This is a genomic window from Pseudoalteromonas sp. MMG012 (genome assembly GCF_018100875.1).
GTDB lineage: Bacteria > Pseudomonadota > Gammaproteobacteria > Enterobacterales > Alteromonadaceae > Pseudoalteromonas > Pseudoalteromonas aurantia.
This window is the reverse complement of the sequence record NZ_JAGJEF010000090.1, coordinates 1-15775: the sequence shown is the minus strand read 5'-3', so window position 1 is coordinate 15775 and position 15775 is coordinate 1. Positions and strand designations below refer to the sequence as shown.

The window sequence follows — 15775 nt, the reverse complement described above, 5'->3', positions numbered from 1 at the left end:
AATCGAAGCTGAACGAATCGAAGCCGAAAGAGTCGAAGCCGAAAGAGTCGAAGCTGAAAAAACAGCAAATATAGAAAAGCCAAAAAAAGAAGGCTTTTTTGCTCGCTTGAAAAAAGGCCTTTTGAAAACCAAGGTAAATCTTGGATCAGGTATTGCGTCAATATTTAAAGGCAAGAAAATTGATGACGATTTATTTGAAGAGCTAGAGACACAGTTACTAACAGCTGACCTAGGGGTGGATACCACTATGAAGCTGATAGATAGTTTGACTGATGCAGCAGATCGAAAGCAGCTACAAGATGGTGATGCTTTATATGAGCTGATGAAACAAGAAATGGCGGAAATGTTAAAAGAAGCAGAAAAGCCTCTTGATATCCCTAAAAATAAGAAACCGTTTGTTATATTAATGGTTGGTGTTAATGGTGTTGGTAAAACCACCACCATTGGTAAACTCGCTAAGCAATTTCAACAAGAAGGTAAGTCGGTGATGTTGGCCGCTGGTGATACGTTTAGAGCTGCGGCGGTAGAGCAATTACAAGTATGGGGAGAGCGCAACGATATCCCTGTTATTGCACAGCACACAGGAGCCGATAGCGCTTCAGTGGTCTTTGATGCTTTTCAAGCTGCACAAGCTCGTAATGTCGACGTATTAATAGCTGATACGGCAGGCCGTTTACAGAACAAAGATAACCTCATGCAAGAGCTTGAAAAAATAGCTCGAGTAATGAAAAAGTTAGATCCCGATGCACCACATGAAGTGATGCTAACAATTGACGCAGGAACGGGTCAAAACGCAATTAGTCAGGTTAATTTATTTAACCAAGCCGTCGGGTTGACCGGGATTGCACTCACAAAATTAGACGGAACTGCAAAAGGGGGGGTTATTTTTGCAGTTGCAGACAAGTTTCAAGTGCCTATTCGTTACATTGGGGTTGGTGAAGGTATTGATGATTTGCGCACATTTAAAAGTGATGACTTTATTGATGCGCTATTTAGTCAAGAAGATTAAAAGATCTAATGATCACGGGGAGCTTTTGCTCCCTTGTTTTGCTTTATAAAAACAATATAGAAAGCGAGCGAACCATGATTAAATTTGAGCAAGTCAGTAAAACCTACCCTGGTGGGCATCGCGCATTAGAAAAGGTGACATTTGAGCTAGCTCGCAATGAGCTGGCTTTTTTAACTGGCCACAGTGGAGCTGGCAAAAGTACATTACTCAAGTTGATAAGTGTTATGGAGCGGCCTTCTGCAGGACATGTCTATATCAATGGGGTCGACTTAAATGTGATAAATAATCGGCAAATACCTTTTGTAAGACGGGATATCGGCATCATCTTTCAAAATCATCGCCTGCTTGAGCGCTATAATGTATTTGACAATGTTGCTTTACCTTTGGTTATTGAAGGGATGCACCACAAACATATTGCAAAGCGTGTTCATGCCGCATTAGATAAAGTAGGTTTATTAGAAAAAATAAGGTGCCAGCCAAGTACTCTTTCCGGTGGTGAACAGCAACGAGTTGGTATTGCACGCGCGATTGTTAATTCCCCTCCACTTTTATTGGCTGATGAACCAACCGGAAATCTAGATCCAGAACTGTCTATGGAAATACTCCAGCTGTTTGAAGATTTTAACCGTCACGGTACTGCTGTATTAATCGCAACACATGATTTGGGTTTAATTGCGAGAATGAAGTACCGTAGCTTAACGTTAGATCATGGGCGCTTGATGCAAGACCCTTTGGCACAGGAACGGTTATGAGTTTATTGTTCAAAAGTCGAGATAAGCAAAGTAATACACAAAAAAAATCTTGGTTATTAGAGATGTATTTTTTTGTATTAATGATTATTCGCCAAGGCGTGCATAGTTTAGGTGAAATGTGGCGTACGCCAATCGCTTCATTAATGACAATACTCGTTTTGGGTTTAAGTTTGACCTTGCCGGCGACCTTGTATGTGGTTGTCAAAAATGTGCAGCAGGTCAGCAGCGGCTTTAATGATGCTGCTGAAATATCCTTATTTGTTAAAGAGTCAATGAATGAACAGCAAACGCAAACATTAGTAAAAAGGTTAGCACTATACCCAGAGATTGACAGTGTGAGTTATATCTCCAGCACGCAAGCTTTAGAGGAGTTTAAGCGTGTATCTGGTTTTGGCCACGCGTTGGATTATTTAGAGAGTAATCCACTGCCTAACGTCGTGCTCGTAACACCCACTAGTCGCCATAGAAAGCCACAAGCTGCGCAAAAATTGTTGGATAAACTCGAAACAGAACGAGAAATCGAATTTGGTAAACTTGATATTGAGTGGCTTGAGCGACTCAATGCATTGCTGAGTTTGTTGAAAGAAAGTGTTTTTACTGTGGGTCTATTGTTACTGAGTGCAGTTATATTAATTATTGGTAATACTATCAGACTGTCAATTATGGATAAAAAGGAAGAGATCCAAGTATTAAAATTGGTGGGAGCGACGAATACGTTTATTCATACCCCATTTATTTGGACTGGCGTATGGTATGGCGTTATTGGAGGTTTGGTTGCCTTTATTTGTGTTGTACTAATGCTTTGGTGGTTAGAATCCGCCGTAACGATGGTTGCAGGCGTATATCAAAGTAGCTATGTATTACAAGGGTTAGGAGGCCAAGAGTTGCTGGTTTTACTGGGTTTAGCAATTACGTTGGGTTTTAGTGGTTCATTTATTGCCGTTGCTAAATATATTAAAGAAATAGAGCCTGATCGAGTTTAGAGTGCCATTAAAGCGCGAATGGATAAAAGGTGGTTAGCGCTGTATTCGTCATTTAAAAGTCATAGTTTTGACTTATAGTGCATGAGAGGGCAAAGTTGCCCTGTTGTGAGCGTCTAGAAAATTCAATAATTTCAATGAACTATATTTATATTTTTTTTAGGCAATAAAAAGCTTGCTTTTTAAGTGAAAAACCTATTATATACACCTTAGCACTCTCAAGGAGAGACTGCTAATTTGAACTAAGATACTTATCACCGAGGTGAAAAATGAGTAAAGATTTATACGCAATGGCATTAATGTCTGGACAGCAAAGTGCAAGCATGGAAGGTTACTTACAAACCGTAAGTACAATACCTATGTTAGATGCTGAGCAGGAAAAAGTGTTAGCAACTCGCCTTCAGCAAGAAGGGGATTTGGAAGCTGCAAAACAGCTCATTGTGTCTCATTTACGATTCGTAGCGCATATTGCGAAAAGTTACTCGGGGTATGGCCTACCGCAGGCAGATCTCATTCAAGAAGGTAATATTGGCTTGATGAAAGCGGTAAAACGCTTTAACCCAGAAGTCGGGGTGCGTTTAGTCTCTTTTGCTGTGCATTGGATTAAGGCCGAAATACACGAATATGTGTTAAAGAATTGGCGTATTGTGAAAGTTGCAACAACAAAGGCGCAGCGTAAATTATTTTTCAATTTAAGAAAAAATAAAAAACGCTTAGGTTGGTTTAACCAAGATGAAGTGTCAACGGTTGCATCAGAGCTAGGTGTGAGTGAGAAAGAAGTCCGGGAAATGGAATCTCGTATGAGTGGTCAAGATATGGGATTTGATTTAACCAACGATGATAATGATGATGCTCCTGCTTCGAGCTTTTCTCCGGTACAGTATTTAACTGATTCTGCAAGTGATTTAGCGGAGGAAGTCGAGCAAGAACAGTGGAAAGAGCAGTCTCAAAATCGATTGTTCTCAGCGCTTAAGACACTAGATGAACGCTCGCAAGACATTGTTAGCGCACGTTGGTTAGCGGATGAAAAGGCAACGCTGCAAGAGTTAGCTGAAAAATATAGTGTGTCTGCCGAACGAGTTAGACAACTAGAAAAGTCTGCAATGAAAAAGCTACAAACTGCGATGAGCTGAGTATCAAGTTTGTAATAAACATAATGTATAAATACAGAAATGCCGCTTCCTAGCGGCATTTTGCTTTTATGTGCTTAGTAAAAATTTGAGCTTACAAGTGTTCGCTATTTTGATTATAATGCGTAGCAATATAAATGAGGAGCGCCTATTTTGTTAGTTTTATTGCGCATCATTGCGATGGCATTATTTATTATTTTAAGTGGTATTTTAGGGTTGTTGATGTGTTTGGTTAGGCCATTTCATCATAATAATGTGCATGTCATTGCTAGTTGGTTTGGGAAAATGTCATGTGTTATTGGTGTGAAGCTAGAAATAACACGTCATCCAGACAGTGAGCAAATAGGACCTGCTATATATGTTGCGAATCACCAGAATAACTATGATTTGTTCACATTGCCAGCAGCAGTACCGAGAAGTACAGTTAGCATGGGTAAAGAAAGTTTAAAGTGGATCCCATTTTTTGGCCAAATGTATTGGCTATCAGGCAATATTTTAATAAACCGAAGTAACCGTTCAAAGGCTATGGGGACATTGAGTAAGTCAGCACAGAAGATTAAGCAACAAAGGCTTTCAGTGTGGATGTTTCCAGAAGGCACTCGAAGCTATGGTCGTGGTCTACTGCCTTTTAAGACGGGCGCGTTTCATACTGCAATGAATGCAGATGTTCCTATTGTGCCAGTATGTATGAATACCACGCATAATTGTATTAAACTAAATCGTAGGGACAATGGTACAATATATATTGATATGTTAGCGCCGGTTTACCTTGATAAAGAAATCAGTGCTAGAGACCATGCTGGGGCAATTCAGGCATTAATGCAATCTAGAATTACCGAGCTTGATGCGAAAATGAGAGATAAAAATGGAAAATTGGCGCGAAATTAGCGAAGAAATTGTAGAGTCACTATTAGAGGATGGCTCATCAACCGATACTTTATATGAAGTTGAGCATCACTTTGTTTGCGAAGATTTTGATAAACTGGAAGCTGCTGCACTTGCTGCATTTAAGCTCGGCTATGACGTTGAAGAGCCTGCTGAATTAGAGTTAGAAGACGGTGGTAAGATTTGGGGCTTTGATGTTGTTGTGGAAGTTGAATTAGACGCCGATGTGATTATGGAAGATGTTGATAAATTGGCGGCGTTAGCGGTTGAACATAATATCGAATACGATGGTTGGGGAACGTACTTTCAAGAGTGATCAGTTTGAAGGCTAATTAAATACCAAAGAAAAGGAAGCGAGTGCTTCCTTTTTTGTTTTAAATAGTCGTCACTGATGTTTTGGGCTTGGTTTTAACTTAGCAACTAAGCTAAGTAAAAATCATTAAATATGGTGTAGATGATAGACTTTTTATAGTAAAAAGTGCTATTAATCACTTTTACTATTCAATAGTGCATTAATCCTAATATGCGGGTAACGCTTCCAATTACAGAGCTTCTACCAGGTATGTTTGTTGACAGTGTCAATAAGCAGCGCAGTGATGCGGGTATTAAAATCAAATCACGTGGTATGGTTAGAGATCAAGCTATTATTGCGAAGCTATTGGCTGAAGGTGTTTTAGAGCTCAATATAGACTTTGCGCAAAGTGATATTGAGATCCCGGCGAAATACCAACCACAGCCGATAGAATCGTCCCCACCAGCGCCTATATTTAAACCACCAGAGCAGACTAAACTGGCTCAACCTTCGACAAAGAAAGTCAGTAAGGCGATAGCACCGCTAACATTAGAAAAAGAGTTTGAACGTGCAAGCCAGCATTTTGAAATGCATAACCGAAAAATTCAATCTTTATATGGTGATGTGACTGCGGGCGGGAAAGTCGACATCAGCTTGATAAGTGATGTAAGCAAAGAAATAGTTCAATCAGTGTTGCGTAATAGCAATGCCATGGCAATATTAACTCGATTGAAAGATAAAGACGGTTATAACTGGCGTCATATGATCAATTGCACCATTTTAATTAGCGTGTTTGCAAAATACCTCGGGTTAAAAAATAGTGTTATTCAGCAGCTAGCGATGGGCGCTATGCTACATGATGTCGGTCATGCACGTTTACCACAAGGGCTAGTCAGTAAAGATTCAAAACTAACCGAGCTTGAGTATAAAGCGGTTAAAAAGCATGTGGTGCAATCGCTTGGGTTAATTAAAGGTGAAAAAGGGATCACACCGGTTATGATGGATGTGATTATTAATCACCATGAACGTGTTGATGGCAGCGGTTACCCAAGAAGGCTTCGCGGAGTTAAAGTGAGTAAAGCTGCGCGTATTATGGCCATTATTGACGTGTATGACGCGATGACATCTGATAGGCCTCATCAAATGAGTGAAGAGCCCGTTCATGCTCTTAGGTATTTATTGGCAAATAAAGAGCAATTTGACGCAGAGCTTGTACAGCGATTCATCAAGTGTATGGGGGTTCACCCCGTAGGGACAATCGTTAAGCTGACAAATGAACGCTTGGCATTAGTGTTAGAAGGTAATAAACAAGCACCAACCGCACCGAAAGTACGTGTTTTTTATAATACCAAACATATGCATCATATTACGGCAAAAGAATTGGATTTAAGTGATGCAGAACATGAGGTGAAAATTGTAGCGAGTGTGAGACCTCTAGATTATCAAATTAATTTATCCCGCCTGTTAAAAGAGCATCTGTTGGTTTAGATTTACTACAATGGCGTAGCCTCTGTTTGCGGGCTGACAATAAAGCGCCTGATAAGCAACTACTCATGAGAAGTAACCACACATAAGTCCCATCTTGCGTGTGAAAAGCAAAGCAGCAACATCCCAATGAAATAAGTGAAAATAGTATCGAAGCTAACCAGTAATGATTGATTGGGTTATCACACTCACCAGCATGGTTACATGCACAATAGTTTGCCTTGCAAAAACTAAATACACTGGCGCCTGAAAATAATAGTGCCGCAACTACGAGTATTATCATTGTTATCATTATTTAGTTCTCCATACTGAATCAAGCCTGAGCAAGAGTATACAAAGTTAAGGTGATTCGTCAATACAAATAAGAATTAATATCAATTGGGGGGGGTTGGTGAGTCATCCGATCTGTTCCTATATTTCATTATTTGCTGTTAAGTTGTGCAATTAGAAGCTTAATTTCCGTTAGTTTGAAGATTTTTGTTGTGAATTTAGGTAGGGTGTAGCCGATTATTTAGATGTCGGTACATAACCGGGTTTACAGATGGGATTGAAAATGACAGGATTTAAGAAAACTTTATTAGCATCGAGTGTGATGCTGTTATCTGGGCAAACATTTGCTGCAGCGTTTCAGTTGGCGGAGCAAAGTGTATCGGGTCTTGGGCGTGCATATGCAGGTGAAGCTTCGGTGGCTGATGATGCGTCGGTCGTGGCACGTAACCCTGCATTGATGAGTCAGTTTAAAGGGTCAAAAGTGAGTGTGGCTGCAATGTATGTTAAACCTGATGTTAGCTTGTTAGGCACTTCGACTAATAATGGGTTGAGCCCATCAGTGCTTGATAGTAACAGCATTGCGCCAAGCGCGATCGTACCTGCTGCATTTTATACGACAGATCTAGGAAATGACTGGTATGTTGGTGTTGGCTCATACTCCCAGTTTGGGCTTGCGACCGAATTTGCAGCCGATTATGCACCAGGTCAGCTCGCTGGCGAAACTGAGATTGTCACGATTAACACCAAATTAAGTGTTGCTTATCAGCTTAATGATGCTCTGACAGTTGCATTGGGTTTAAATCATGTCTACGCAGATGCAAAAATTTTGCGTACCTTTGGTGCATCACCAACGGCTATACCCACTGCAACAGAGGCAGTTAATTTAGAAGGGGATGATCATGCGTATGGTTGGGATGTGGGTTTTAGTTATCAATTAGACAAACACAATCGTTTTGGTGTGCATTATAGAAGTGAAACTGATGTGCGTTTTGAAGGAGAGTTTAGCAACCAGTTGCCAGCAGGTGCACCGTTTTATGGTACGCAAGGTCAAGCGCTGCCAGGCTTTGTTGAACTGACTTTACCCGCGATTGCTGAAGTGTCTGGTTCTCATCAAATTGATAAGCAAACGGCCTTACACTACAGTGTTGTATGGACTGGGTGGAGTAGCTTTAAAACCCTAGCGGCGCAAGTTGAGGGACGTGGCACCGTGTTTAGTAAAGATGAAAACTTCTCTAACTCACTGCGTTACGCTGTTGGTGGAGATTATCAATACAGCGAACATTTAAAGTTACGTGCCGGTATAGCTTATGATGAATCCCCTGCCGATCAGCATCATATGTCAATTTCTATTCCGGATACGGATAGAACCTGGTTTTCATTTGGTGGTGAATATCAATTAACAGCCAAGAGTAGTGTTGATATTGGGGTGAGTATACTACGGGGGAAAATACAGAACTTTGTAGAATCAGATAACCTAGGCCAACAGTGGGGTTTTGAATCAAAAGGGCACGCAACGGTCGTAGGTGTTCAGTACAATATGCACTTTTAATTAGAATCTTTGTTAAAAAGAAAAGGGCAGTATTCACTGCCCTTTTTTATTAAATTTAAGAATACAAAACGGTGGTTTTATAAACTTTCAATTTTTGTTTTTTGCTCTAACAGCTTACTTTTAGCATCAGAGAATTCAGCAAGCTTTTCTTTCTCTTTCGCTAACACAGCTTCAGGTGCATTATTTACAAACTTCTCATTCGCCAGTTTCTTTTCCACTTGCGCTAGGCCTTTTTCGGCTTTTTCAAGCTGTTTTGCAATACGTGCAAGTTCCGCTTCAACATCGATAAGGCCAGCCATTGGGATTAATATCTCTAGGTTACCAACAAATGCAGTTGCACACGCAGGGGCATCATCTGTATTTTCAAGTACAGTAAACTCTTCAAGCTTCGCAAGCGCACTTAAGAATGCTTTGTTTTGCTCTAGGCGGCGTAAATCTTCAGCATCTACTTTGGCCAGTAGAACACTTAATGGTTTGTTTGGACTAATGTCCATTTCACCACGAATGTTACGAATGGCCAGAATAAACTGTTTCACCCACTCCAAATCAGACATTGCTTGCGCATCTACTTGGCTTGCGTCAAATTCAGGGAAGCTTTGTAGCATGATGGTATTTGCTTCAATACCGGCCAGTGGTGCAACACGTTTCCAGATAGTTTCTGTAATGTATGGCATTAGTGGGTGCATTAAGCGTAGTAAACCTTCCAATACGGTGATCAGTGCATGGCGCGTACCACGTTGCTGTGCTTCATTCCCCTTAAATAAAACTGGTTTTGTGAGCTCTAAATACCAATCGCAGAATTGGTTCCATGTAAACTCATAAATGGTATTGGCAGCAAGGTCAAAACGGTAATTATCAAGGTGCTCAGTAAACGTTTGTACTGTATTTTGGAATTGACCCAAAATCCAGCGGTCGGCTAATGAGTATTCTTTTTCACCACCACTAAAACCACAGTCTTGCTCTTCGGTGTTCATTAACACGTAGCGGCTGGCATTCCACAACTTATTACAGAAATTACGATACCCTTCTAAACGGTTCATATCCCAATTGATATCACGGCCAGTTGATGCCATTGCCGCAAGGGTAAAGCGTAGCGCATCAGTACCGTGTGGCTCGATGCCATCGGCAAAGGTCTTACGGGTTGTTTTCTCAACTTTCGCAGCGACTTTTTCTTGCATTAAGTTACTGGTACGTTTGGTTACAAGGCTTTCTAAGTCGATGCCATCGATCATATCGAGAGGGTCCAGTACATTCCCTTTAGATTTTGACATTTTATCGCCATTTTCATCGCGAATAAGGCCAGTGACATAAACCGTTTTAAATGGGACTTGTGGTTTGCCATCGTCATCTTTAACAAAGTGCATGGTCATCATGATCATGCGGGCGACCCAGAAGAAAATAATATCAAAGCCAGTAACAAGTGTATCAGATGGATGGAATACTTTTAAATCATCGGTATTTTGTGGCCAGCCTTGGGTTGAGAACGTCCATAAGGCAGATGAGAACCACGTATCAAGTACGTCTTCATCTTGAGTTAGAGCTACGTCGTCAGCAATATTATTGTCACGGCGAACTTCTGCTTCATCACGGCCAACAAACACATTACCTTCGGCGTCGTACCAAGCTGGAATACGGTGTCCCCACCAAAGTTGTCGTGAAATGCACCAATCTTGTACGTCGTTCATCCAAGAGAAATACATATTCTCGTACTGTTTAGGGACAAATTGAATGTCACCATTTTTTACAGCATCTTTTGCCGGTTCAGCAAGGGGGGCTACGCGTACATACCATTGATCTGTAAGCAGTGGTTCAATCACAACCCCTGAACGGTCGCCGTAAGGGACCGTTAGGCTGTGGTCGTCAATTTTTTCAAGTAAGCCAGCTTCTTCAAACTCAGCAATAATCTGTTTACGAGCATCAAAGCGATCAATACCTTGGAAGCGTTCAGGAATTGGCGCATCTAGTTCAAGTTCTTTACCATCAAACGTATAGCCTTCACCTGCGGTTAATACGGCCGCATCTTTATTAAATACGTTGATCATAGGTAGTTGATGACGTTTACCGACTTCATTATCATTGAAATCATGAGCAGGTGTGATTTTTACACAACCAGTGCCTTTTTCCATATCAGCATGTTCGTCAGCGACAATGATAATGCGACGATTTACAATCGGAAGTAAAATTTCTTTTCCGATTAAGTTTTGGTAGCGTTCGTCATCTGGGTTAACTGCAACTCCGGTATCGCCAAGCATTGTTTCAGGACGGGTGGTTGCCACAACAATATAATCTTTCCCATCGTGTGTTTTAACACCATCAGCCAGTGGGTAACGTAAGTTCCACATATGACCTTGCTTGTCTTTGTTTTCAACTTCTAAATCAGAAATTGCAGTATGTAGTTTTGGATCCCAATTTACTAGGCGTTTCCCACGGTAAATTAAATCTTCTTTATGCAAGCGAACGAAGACTTCTTTTACGGCTTCAGATAAGCCGTCATCCATCGTAAAACGCTCGCGCTCCCAATCAACTGAGGCGCCGAGACGACGAAGTTGCTTGGTGATTGTGCCACCTGATTGCTCTTTCCATTCCCAGATTTTGTTAATGAATTCGTCGCGCCCTAGGTCATGGCGAGTTTTCCCTTCTTCGGCTGCGAGTTTACGTTCAACAACCATTTGCGTTGCGATACCTGCGTGGTCTGTACCGACTTGCCATAAAGTATTATTGCCTTGCATACGCTTGTAACGCGTTAGAGTATCCATGATAGTGTCTTGGAATGCATGGCCCATATGCAGGCTACCCGTGACATTTGGTGGTGGGATCATAATTGAATATGCGTCACCCTTGCCAGATGGCTTAAAGTAGCCATTATCTTCCCAGTCTTGGTATAAAGACTGCTCTATATCTTGTGGATTATAGGTTTTATCCATTTCACAGAACCTTAATAAAATACTTTAGTTTTCAATTTCTTTGGTAGAAATATTGGCACCAAACTGACGTAAACTTTTAAATCGTTCACGAGCGGCTTGCTTGGCGGTTTGTTCAGCGGGTACAAAATCATACACCGTACTGAAGCGTCGAATAAAATTAGGTAGATGCGTCGCTAAATTGATCAATACCGCTCGTTTTCCTACGGGAGGTGTTTGACCTATTTCGACCGGAGCTCCGCTTTTTGGACCTTCACCTTGTAAATTGTGAGGCACAAAACTGTCGGGCTCAAAACACCACAAATGTTCATCAATAGCATGTGCATCATCAATCGAGTCGACATAAATAAATATGCGCTGCCCGGCACGATACTGTTTAGCCGCCGTTCGAGCGGCTAGATCAAAATGAGCCGGGCATGTTGCTCCCAGCTCATTATCATGCTTTAACACATAAAACTGTGCATTGATGGTCATGGCGTTGGCTTAATCTTAGGCACTTGGTGATGTTTTTTTATCATCAATTAGTGCGTTCAAAATAAAGCCGCATTTTGACACATAAAGCCAGCGCCATCAATCAAGCACAGAGGTTAATCCTGCTGTGCATCACTCACTTCAATACGGTTTAGCAAGTATTGAGTCAACATTGGGACTGGGCGGCCTGTTGCCCCTTTATTCTTTCCACTTCTCCATGCTGTGCCAGCAATGTCTAAATGCGCCCAATTATACTTTTTAGTAAATTTAGATAAGAAACATGCTGCTGTGATGGTGCCGGCTGCACGACCTCCTAAATTAGTAAAATCAGCAAATGGGCTGTCAAGTTGGTCTTGATAATCATCCCATAATGGCAGTTGCCACGCTCTGTCGCCGCTTTGCTCGCCGGCCTTAAGTAAGTCGTGGGCAAGTGGGTTATGGCTTGATAATAAGCCTGTTGCATGCGCACCTAGGGCGACAATACAGGCACCGGTCAATGTGGCAACGTCGATCACAATTTCAGGCTCAAACTTTTCTACATACGTCAGCGCATCACACAGAACTAAACGCCCTTCGGCATCAGTATTGAGCACTTCAACGGTTTGTCCTGACATGGTGGTGAGTATATCGCCAGGACGATAAGCATTTGAGCTCGGCATGTTTTCACAGCCGGCAAGAATACCGATTACGTTTATCGGAAGTTGCATTTCTACCAGTGAGCGCATTAAACCGATAACGCCTGCGGCACCGCCCATGTCGTATTTCATCTCATCCATCGCTTCGCCAGGCTTAAGTGAAATGCCGCCTGAATCGAAGGTAAGGCCTTTACCAACAAATACTATTGGAGCTTGTTCTTTATTACCACCAGAGTAGTTGATGACTGACATAACTGATTCATTGACACTACCACGGCCAACAGCCAGATATGAATGCATACCTAACGCTTCCATTTCCTTTTCGCCAAGGAGCTCAACAGAGACATTGTCAAATTCTTCAAGTGCTTTTGCTTGCTCACCCAAATAGCGCGGATTACAGATATTTGGTGGCATGTTCGCGACGTCTTTACATAGTTTTGCACCAGAGGCAATCGCTAAACCATGTTCAATCGCGGTTTCGCCGATGGTGAGTTCTCGTCTAGTCGGCACATTGAATACAATTTTGCGTAACGGGCGACGTAAATCAGTCTTCTTACTTTTTAATTGGTTAAAAGTATATAGGCAGTCCTGTGTTGTCTCAACTGCTTGGCGTACTTTCCAATAGGTATCTCTGCCTTTGACATGTTGTTCAGTCAAAAAGCATACGGCTTCCATTGAGCCTGTGTCATTTAGAGTATTGATGGTTTTAGAGATAATTTGTTTATATTGCTTATCGTCTAATTCTCGCTCTTTTCCACAGCCGACTAATAAGACGCGCTCGCTGAGGACATTGGGTACATGATGTAATAATAATACTTGTCCCGGTTTACCTTCTAAATCACCACGGCGTAGTAAGTTTGAAATGTAGCCATCACTGATTTTATCCAGCTGCTCACCGATTGGAGATAAGCGGCGTGGTTCATATACGCCAACAACAATGCATGCACTGCGTTGCTTTTCGGGGCTACCACTTTTAACGCTAAATTCCATTACGACTCCTGAGTCTATTGTTATGTCTTTTTGAACTTTATATGTCTTCTGCAATCAATACCATAAAAGCAGTATTATCTCTCGTGCGTCGGTATAAAAATTACGTTTGATGACATATAATAAAGTGACTAAAATAACCAGTTTACTCAAAATTTCCTACTATTCCAGTGAAACAAGACGTTTATAGGGGCAGGCATTGCTAATATTTCGTTATTTAACTGCTGAGGTGCTGAAATCGCAAGTTGCGGTGTTCCTCACATTAATGACCATTTTTGTATCTCAAAAGTTTGTGAGAATTTTAGGGGATGCGTCAGAAGGGGGGTTACCCTCGCAAATGGTGGCTGCGTTTTTACTCTTAAAATTACCACAATTGGCAGTGTATATTTTACCGCTGAGTTTATTTCTTGGCATTATTTTAGCCTATAGCCGTGTGTATGCCGACAGTGAAATGACGGTGCTGCGTGCGTGTGGCGTCAGTGAGTGGTACGTTGTAAGGATAACGCTTATTTCAAGTGTGGTGTTTGCGTTATTTGCAGGTTCTGTGAGTTTATACTTGGCGCCATGGGCCAGTGAAAAAGAATATCAATTAAAAGAGCAAGCGGATGCTGAATCAGGCTTATCAGCATTGAGGGCTGGGCGTTTTCAGCAAACGGGTAATGAAAAAGCGGTTGTCTTTGTTCACAATATTATTGATCAGGGGCGGGAATTGAATAGAGTTTTCGTTGCTCAAATGCCGGATAAAGACTCGAATCAAGCCGCACGAATAGTGTACGCACAAAAAGGGCAAGTGATTGAGCTGGAATCTGGTGAACAGCAGTTGTTATTAGATCAAGGCAAACGCTATGAAACAGATGGTCTCAGTCAGGCGTTAAGTAAAACTGAATTTGCCAGTTACCAAGTGCAAATACGTGAACAAGAAATAGAACATCAACGCCGAAAATTGGAAGCGATTCCATCGTTAACATTGTTGGAAATGGGTACGCCAGCAGCATTGGCGCAGTTTCAATTACGTTTATCGGTACCGATTTCAATTATATTGTTAACTTTAATGGCTGTACCATTGAGTGTTGTAAACCCTCGCCAAGGCAAGTTCGCCAAATTAGTACCTGCAATTTGTTTATATTTAGGGTATTTCATACTATTAAATGCAGGTAAATTTCTGGTTGCTGAAGGGAAAATACCGGCTACGGTGGGCCTCTGGTGGATCCACTTAAGTGCACTATTTATAGGCACCTATTTAATTGTGAAAGGGCGTCCAATGGGAGTTTGGATTAGATCACTGTTTGCAAGTAAGGAGCAGACAGCATAATGAAAACTTTAGATTGGTATTTAGGGCGAAGCATATTACAGACTACCAGCTTTGCATTGCTGGTATTTGTTGGTATTAACACTTTAATTAAATATATAGAGCAATTGAAGTCGGTGGGTCGCGGCAGCTACGATATGACAACAGCATTACTGTACACGCTATATAGTATGCCGTCAGATATTGTGGTTTTTTTCCCGATGGCAGCATTAATTGGTGGATTGATTGGGTTGGGCGCATTGGCATCGAGTAGTGAACTGGTAGTGATGCAAGCTGCCGGTATGTCACGATTGCAAATTATAGGGTCGGTAATGAAAACGGCTATTGTGTTGGCTTTATGCATGATGGCACTCGGTGAGTGGGGAGTTCCACAAGCAGAAAAGCAGGCCAAGCAGCTTAGAAATAATGCAATATACGGTGGCGAAGTATTTAATGCTCAAAAAGGCGTTTGGGCGAAAGATGGTAATAACTTTATTAGTATTGATAATATAGAGGCTTCTGGTGATCTTAAGAATGTAAGTATTTATCACTTTAATGACTCATTAGCACTAGAAAAAATAACACGCGTGGCACAAGCCTCCAGCGTACCTCAAGGTTGGCAATTTAATGGCATTGAAGAGGTGAGTATGGGGGAGTCTCAGATTCATACCGAATATAAAGAATCTATGTTGTATACCTCAGAGTTAACATCTGAAAAATTAGACGTGGTATCTGTCGAACCTGAATCATTATCGTTTAGTGGCTTATGGTCATACTTGTCTTATTTAAAACAAAATGAACAAGATACGAGTAGTTATGATTTAGCGCTTTGGCGCAAAATTATGCAGCCGCTTACTATAGCAGTGATGTTACTTGTGGCGTTATCGTTTATTTTTGGTCCATTACGTTCAGTGAGTATGGGAGCAAGAATTATTATGGGGGTTGTGACAGGGTTAATATTTCATTTGAGTAATGAAATATTTGGTCCAATCGTTATTGTTTATAATGTGCCGGCTATGCTTGGTGCAGCCATGCCTAGTATTATTTTTGTTTTAGTTGCTAGTTACTTATTACAACGAAAGCAGTAAAAAAGCAGGGCAAGAGCATGAAAAAAGGCTATG

At 41.4% G+C, this 15775-nt stretch carries 13 protein-coding genes; 10 read left to right on the top strand and 3 right to left on the bottom strand.

Annotation, left to right across the window (positions count from 1 at the left end; translation table 11 throughout):
• The 8 genes from ftsY to J8L97_RS20280 all read left to right on the top strand — a co-directional run.
• A partial coding sequence (ftsY, locus tag J8L97_RS20315; RefSeq protein WP_211052434.1) for a signal recognition particle-docking protein FtsY occupies positions 1–1009 on the top strand: 1009 nt, incomplete at its 5' end.
• A 74-nt stretch (positions 1010–1083) separates the two neighbouring features.
• Complete coding sequence (gene ftsE, locus J8L97_RS20310) at positions 1084–1761, top strand: cell division ATP-binding protein FtsE (RefSeq protein ID WP_192508496.1); 678 nt, start codon at positions 1084–1086, stop codon at positions 1759–1761.
• On the top strand, positions 1758–2744 hold the full coding sequence (gene ftsX, locus J8L97_RS20305) for a permease-like cell division protein FtsX (protein ID WP_192508495.1): 987 nt from the start codon (positions 1758–1760) through the stop codon (positions 2742–2744). The genes ftsE and ftsX overlap by 4 nt, the downstream gene beginning before the upstream one ends.
• A 266-nt stretch (positions 2745–3010) precedes the next feature.
• Positions 3011–3874 carry an RNA polymerase sigma factor RpoH gene (rpoH, locus tag J8L97_RS20300; RefSeq protein ID WP_210995340.1) on the top strand — a complete coding sequence of 288 codons (864 nt, stop codon included), beginning with the start codon at positions 3011–3013 and terminating at the stop codon, positions 3872–3874.
• Between the two features lie 177 nt (positions 3875–4051).
• The gene (locus J8L97_RS20295) at positions 4052–4759 is read left to right on the top strand and encodes a 1-acylglycerol-3-phosphate O-acyltransferase (protein WP_409455174.1); all 708 of its coding nucleotides are present in this window, start codon (positions 4052–4054) and stop codon (positions 4757–4759) included.
• Entirely contained in the window at positions 4737–5072 is a 336-nt protein-coding gene (gene rraB / locus J8L97_RS20290; RefSeq protein ID WP_192508492.1) for a ribonuclease E inhibitor RraB, read from the top strand. Before J8L97_RS20295 ends, rraB begins: the two co-directional genes overlap by 23 nt.
• A gap of 207 nt (positions 5073–5279) precedes the next feature.
• On the top strand, positions 5280–6536 hold the full coding sequence (locus tag J8L97_RS20285) for an HD domain-containing phosphohydrolase (RefSeq protein WP_211052430.1): 1257 nt from the start codon (positions 5280–5282) through the stop codon (positions 6534–6536).
• 550 nt (positions 6537–7086) lie between these two features.
• Positions 7087–8352, top strand: a complete 1266-nt coding sequence (locus tag J8L97_RS20280) for an outer membrane protein transport protein (protein ID WP_211052428.1) — start codon at positions 7087–7089, stop codon at positions 8350–8352.
• Positions 8353–8429: 77 nt separating this feature from the next.
• Here J8L97_RS20280 and J8L97_RS20275 read toward each other — a convergent pair whose 3' ends face one another.
• The 3 genes from J8L97_RS20275 to pepA form a co-directional block, all read right to left on the bottom strand.
• Positions 8430–11276 (bottom strand): valine--tRNA ligase, encoded by a 2847-nt coding sequence (locus J8L97_RS20275; RefSeq protein ID WP_211052426.1) that lies wholly within the window; start codon positions 11274–11276, stop codon positions 8430–8432.
• 24 nt (positions 11277–11300) lie between these two features.
• Positions 11301–11747, bottom strand: a complete 447-nt coding sequence (locus J8L97_RS20270; protein ID WP_211052424.1) for a DNA polymerase III subunit chi — start codon at positions 11745–11747, stop codon at positions 11301–11303.
• Between the two features lie 113 nt (positions 11748–11860).
• Positions 11861–13369 carry a leucyl aminopeptidase gene (pepA, locus tag J8L97_RS20265; protein ID WP_211052422.1) on the bottom strand — a complete coding sequence of 503 codons (1509 nt, stop codon included), beginning with the start codon at positions 13367–13369 and terminating at the stop codon, positions 11861–11863.
• Positions 13370–13565: 196 nt separating this feature from the next.
• Here pepA and lptF point away from each other — a divergent pair, with 196 nt between their 5' ends.
• Entirely contained in the window at positions 13566–14678 is a 1113-nt protein-coding gene (gene lptF, locus J8L97_RS20260; RefSeq protein ID WP_210995344.1) for an LPS export ABC transporter permease LptF, read from the top strand.
• On the top strand, positions 14675–15742 hold the full coding sequence (gene lptG / locus J8L97_RS20255; protein WP_210995576.1) for an LPS export ABC transporter permease LptG: 1068 nt from the start codon (positions 14675–14677) through the stop codon (positions 15740–15742). The genes lptF and lptG overlap by 4 nt, the downstream gene beginning before the upstream one ends.
• Positions 15743–15775 lie beyond the last annotated feature (33 nt).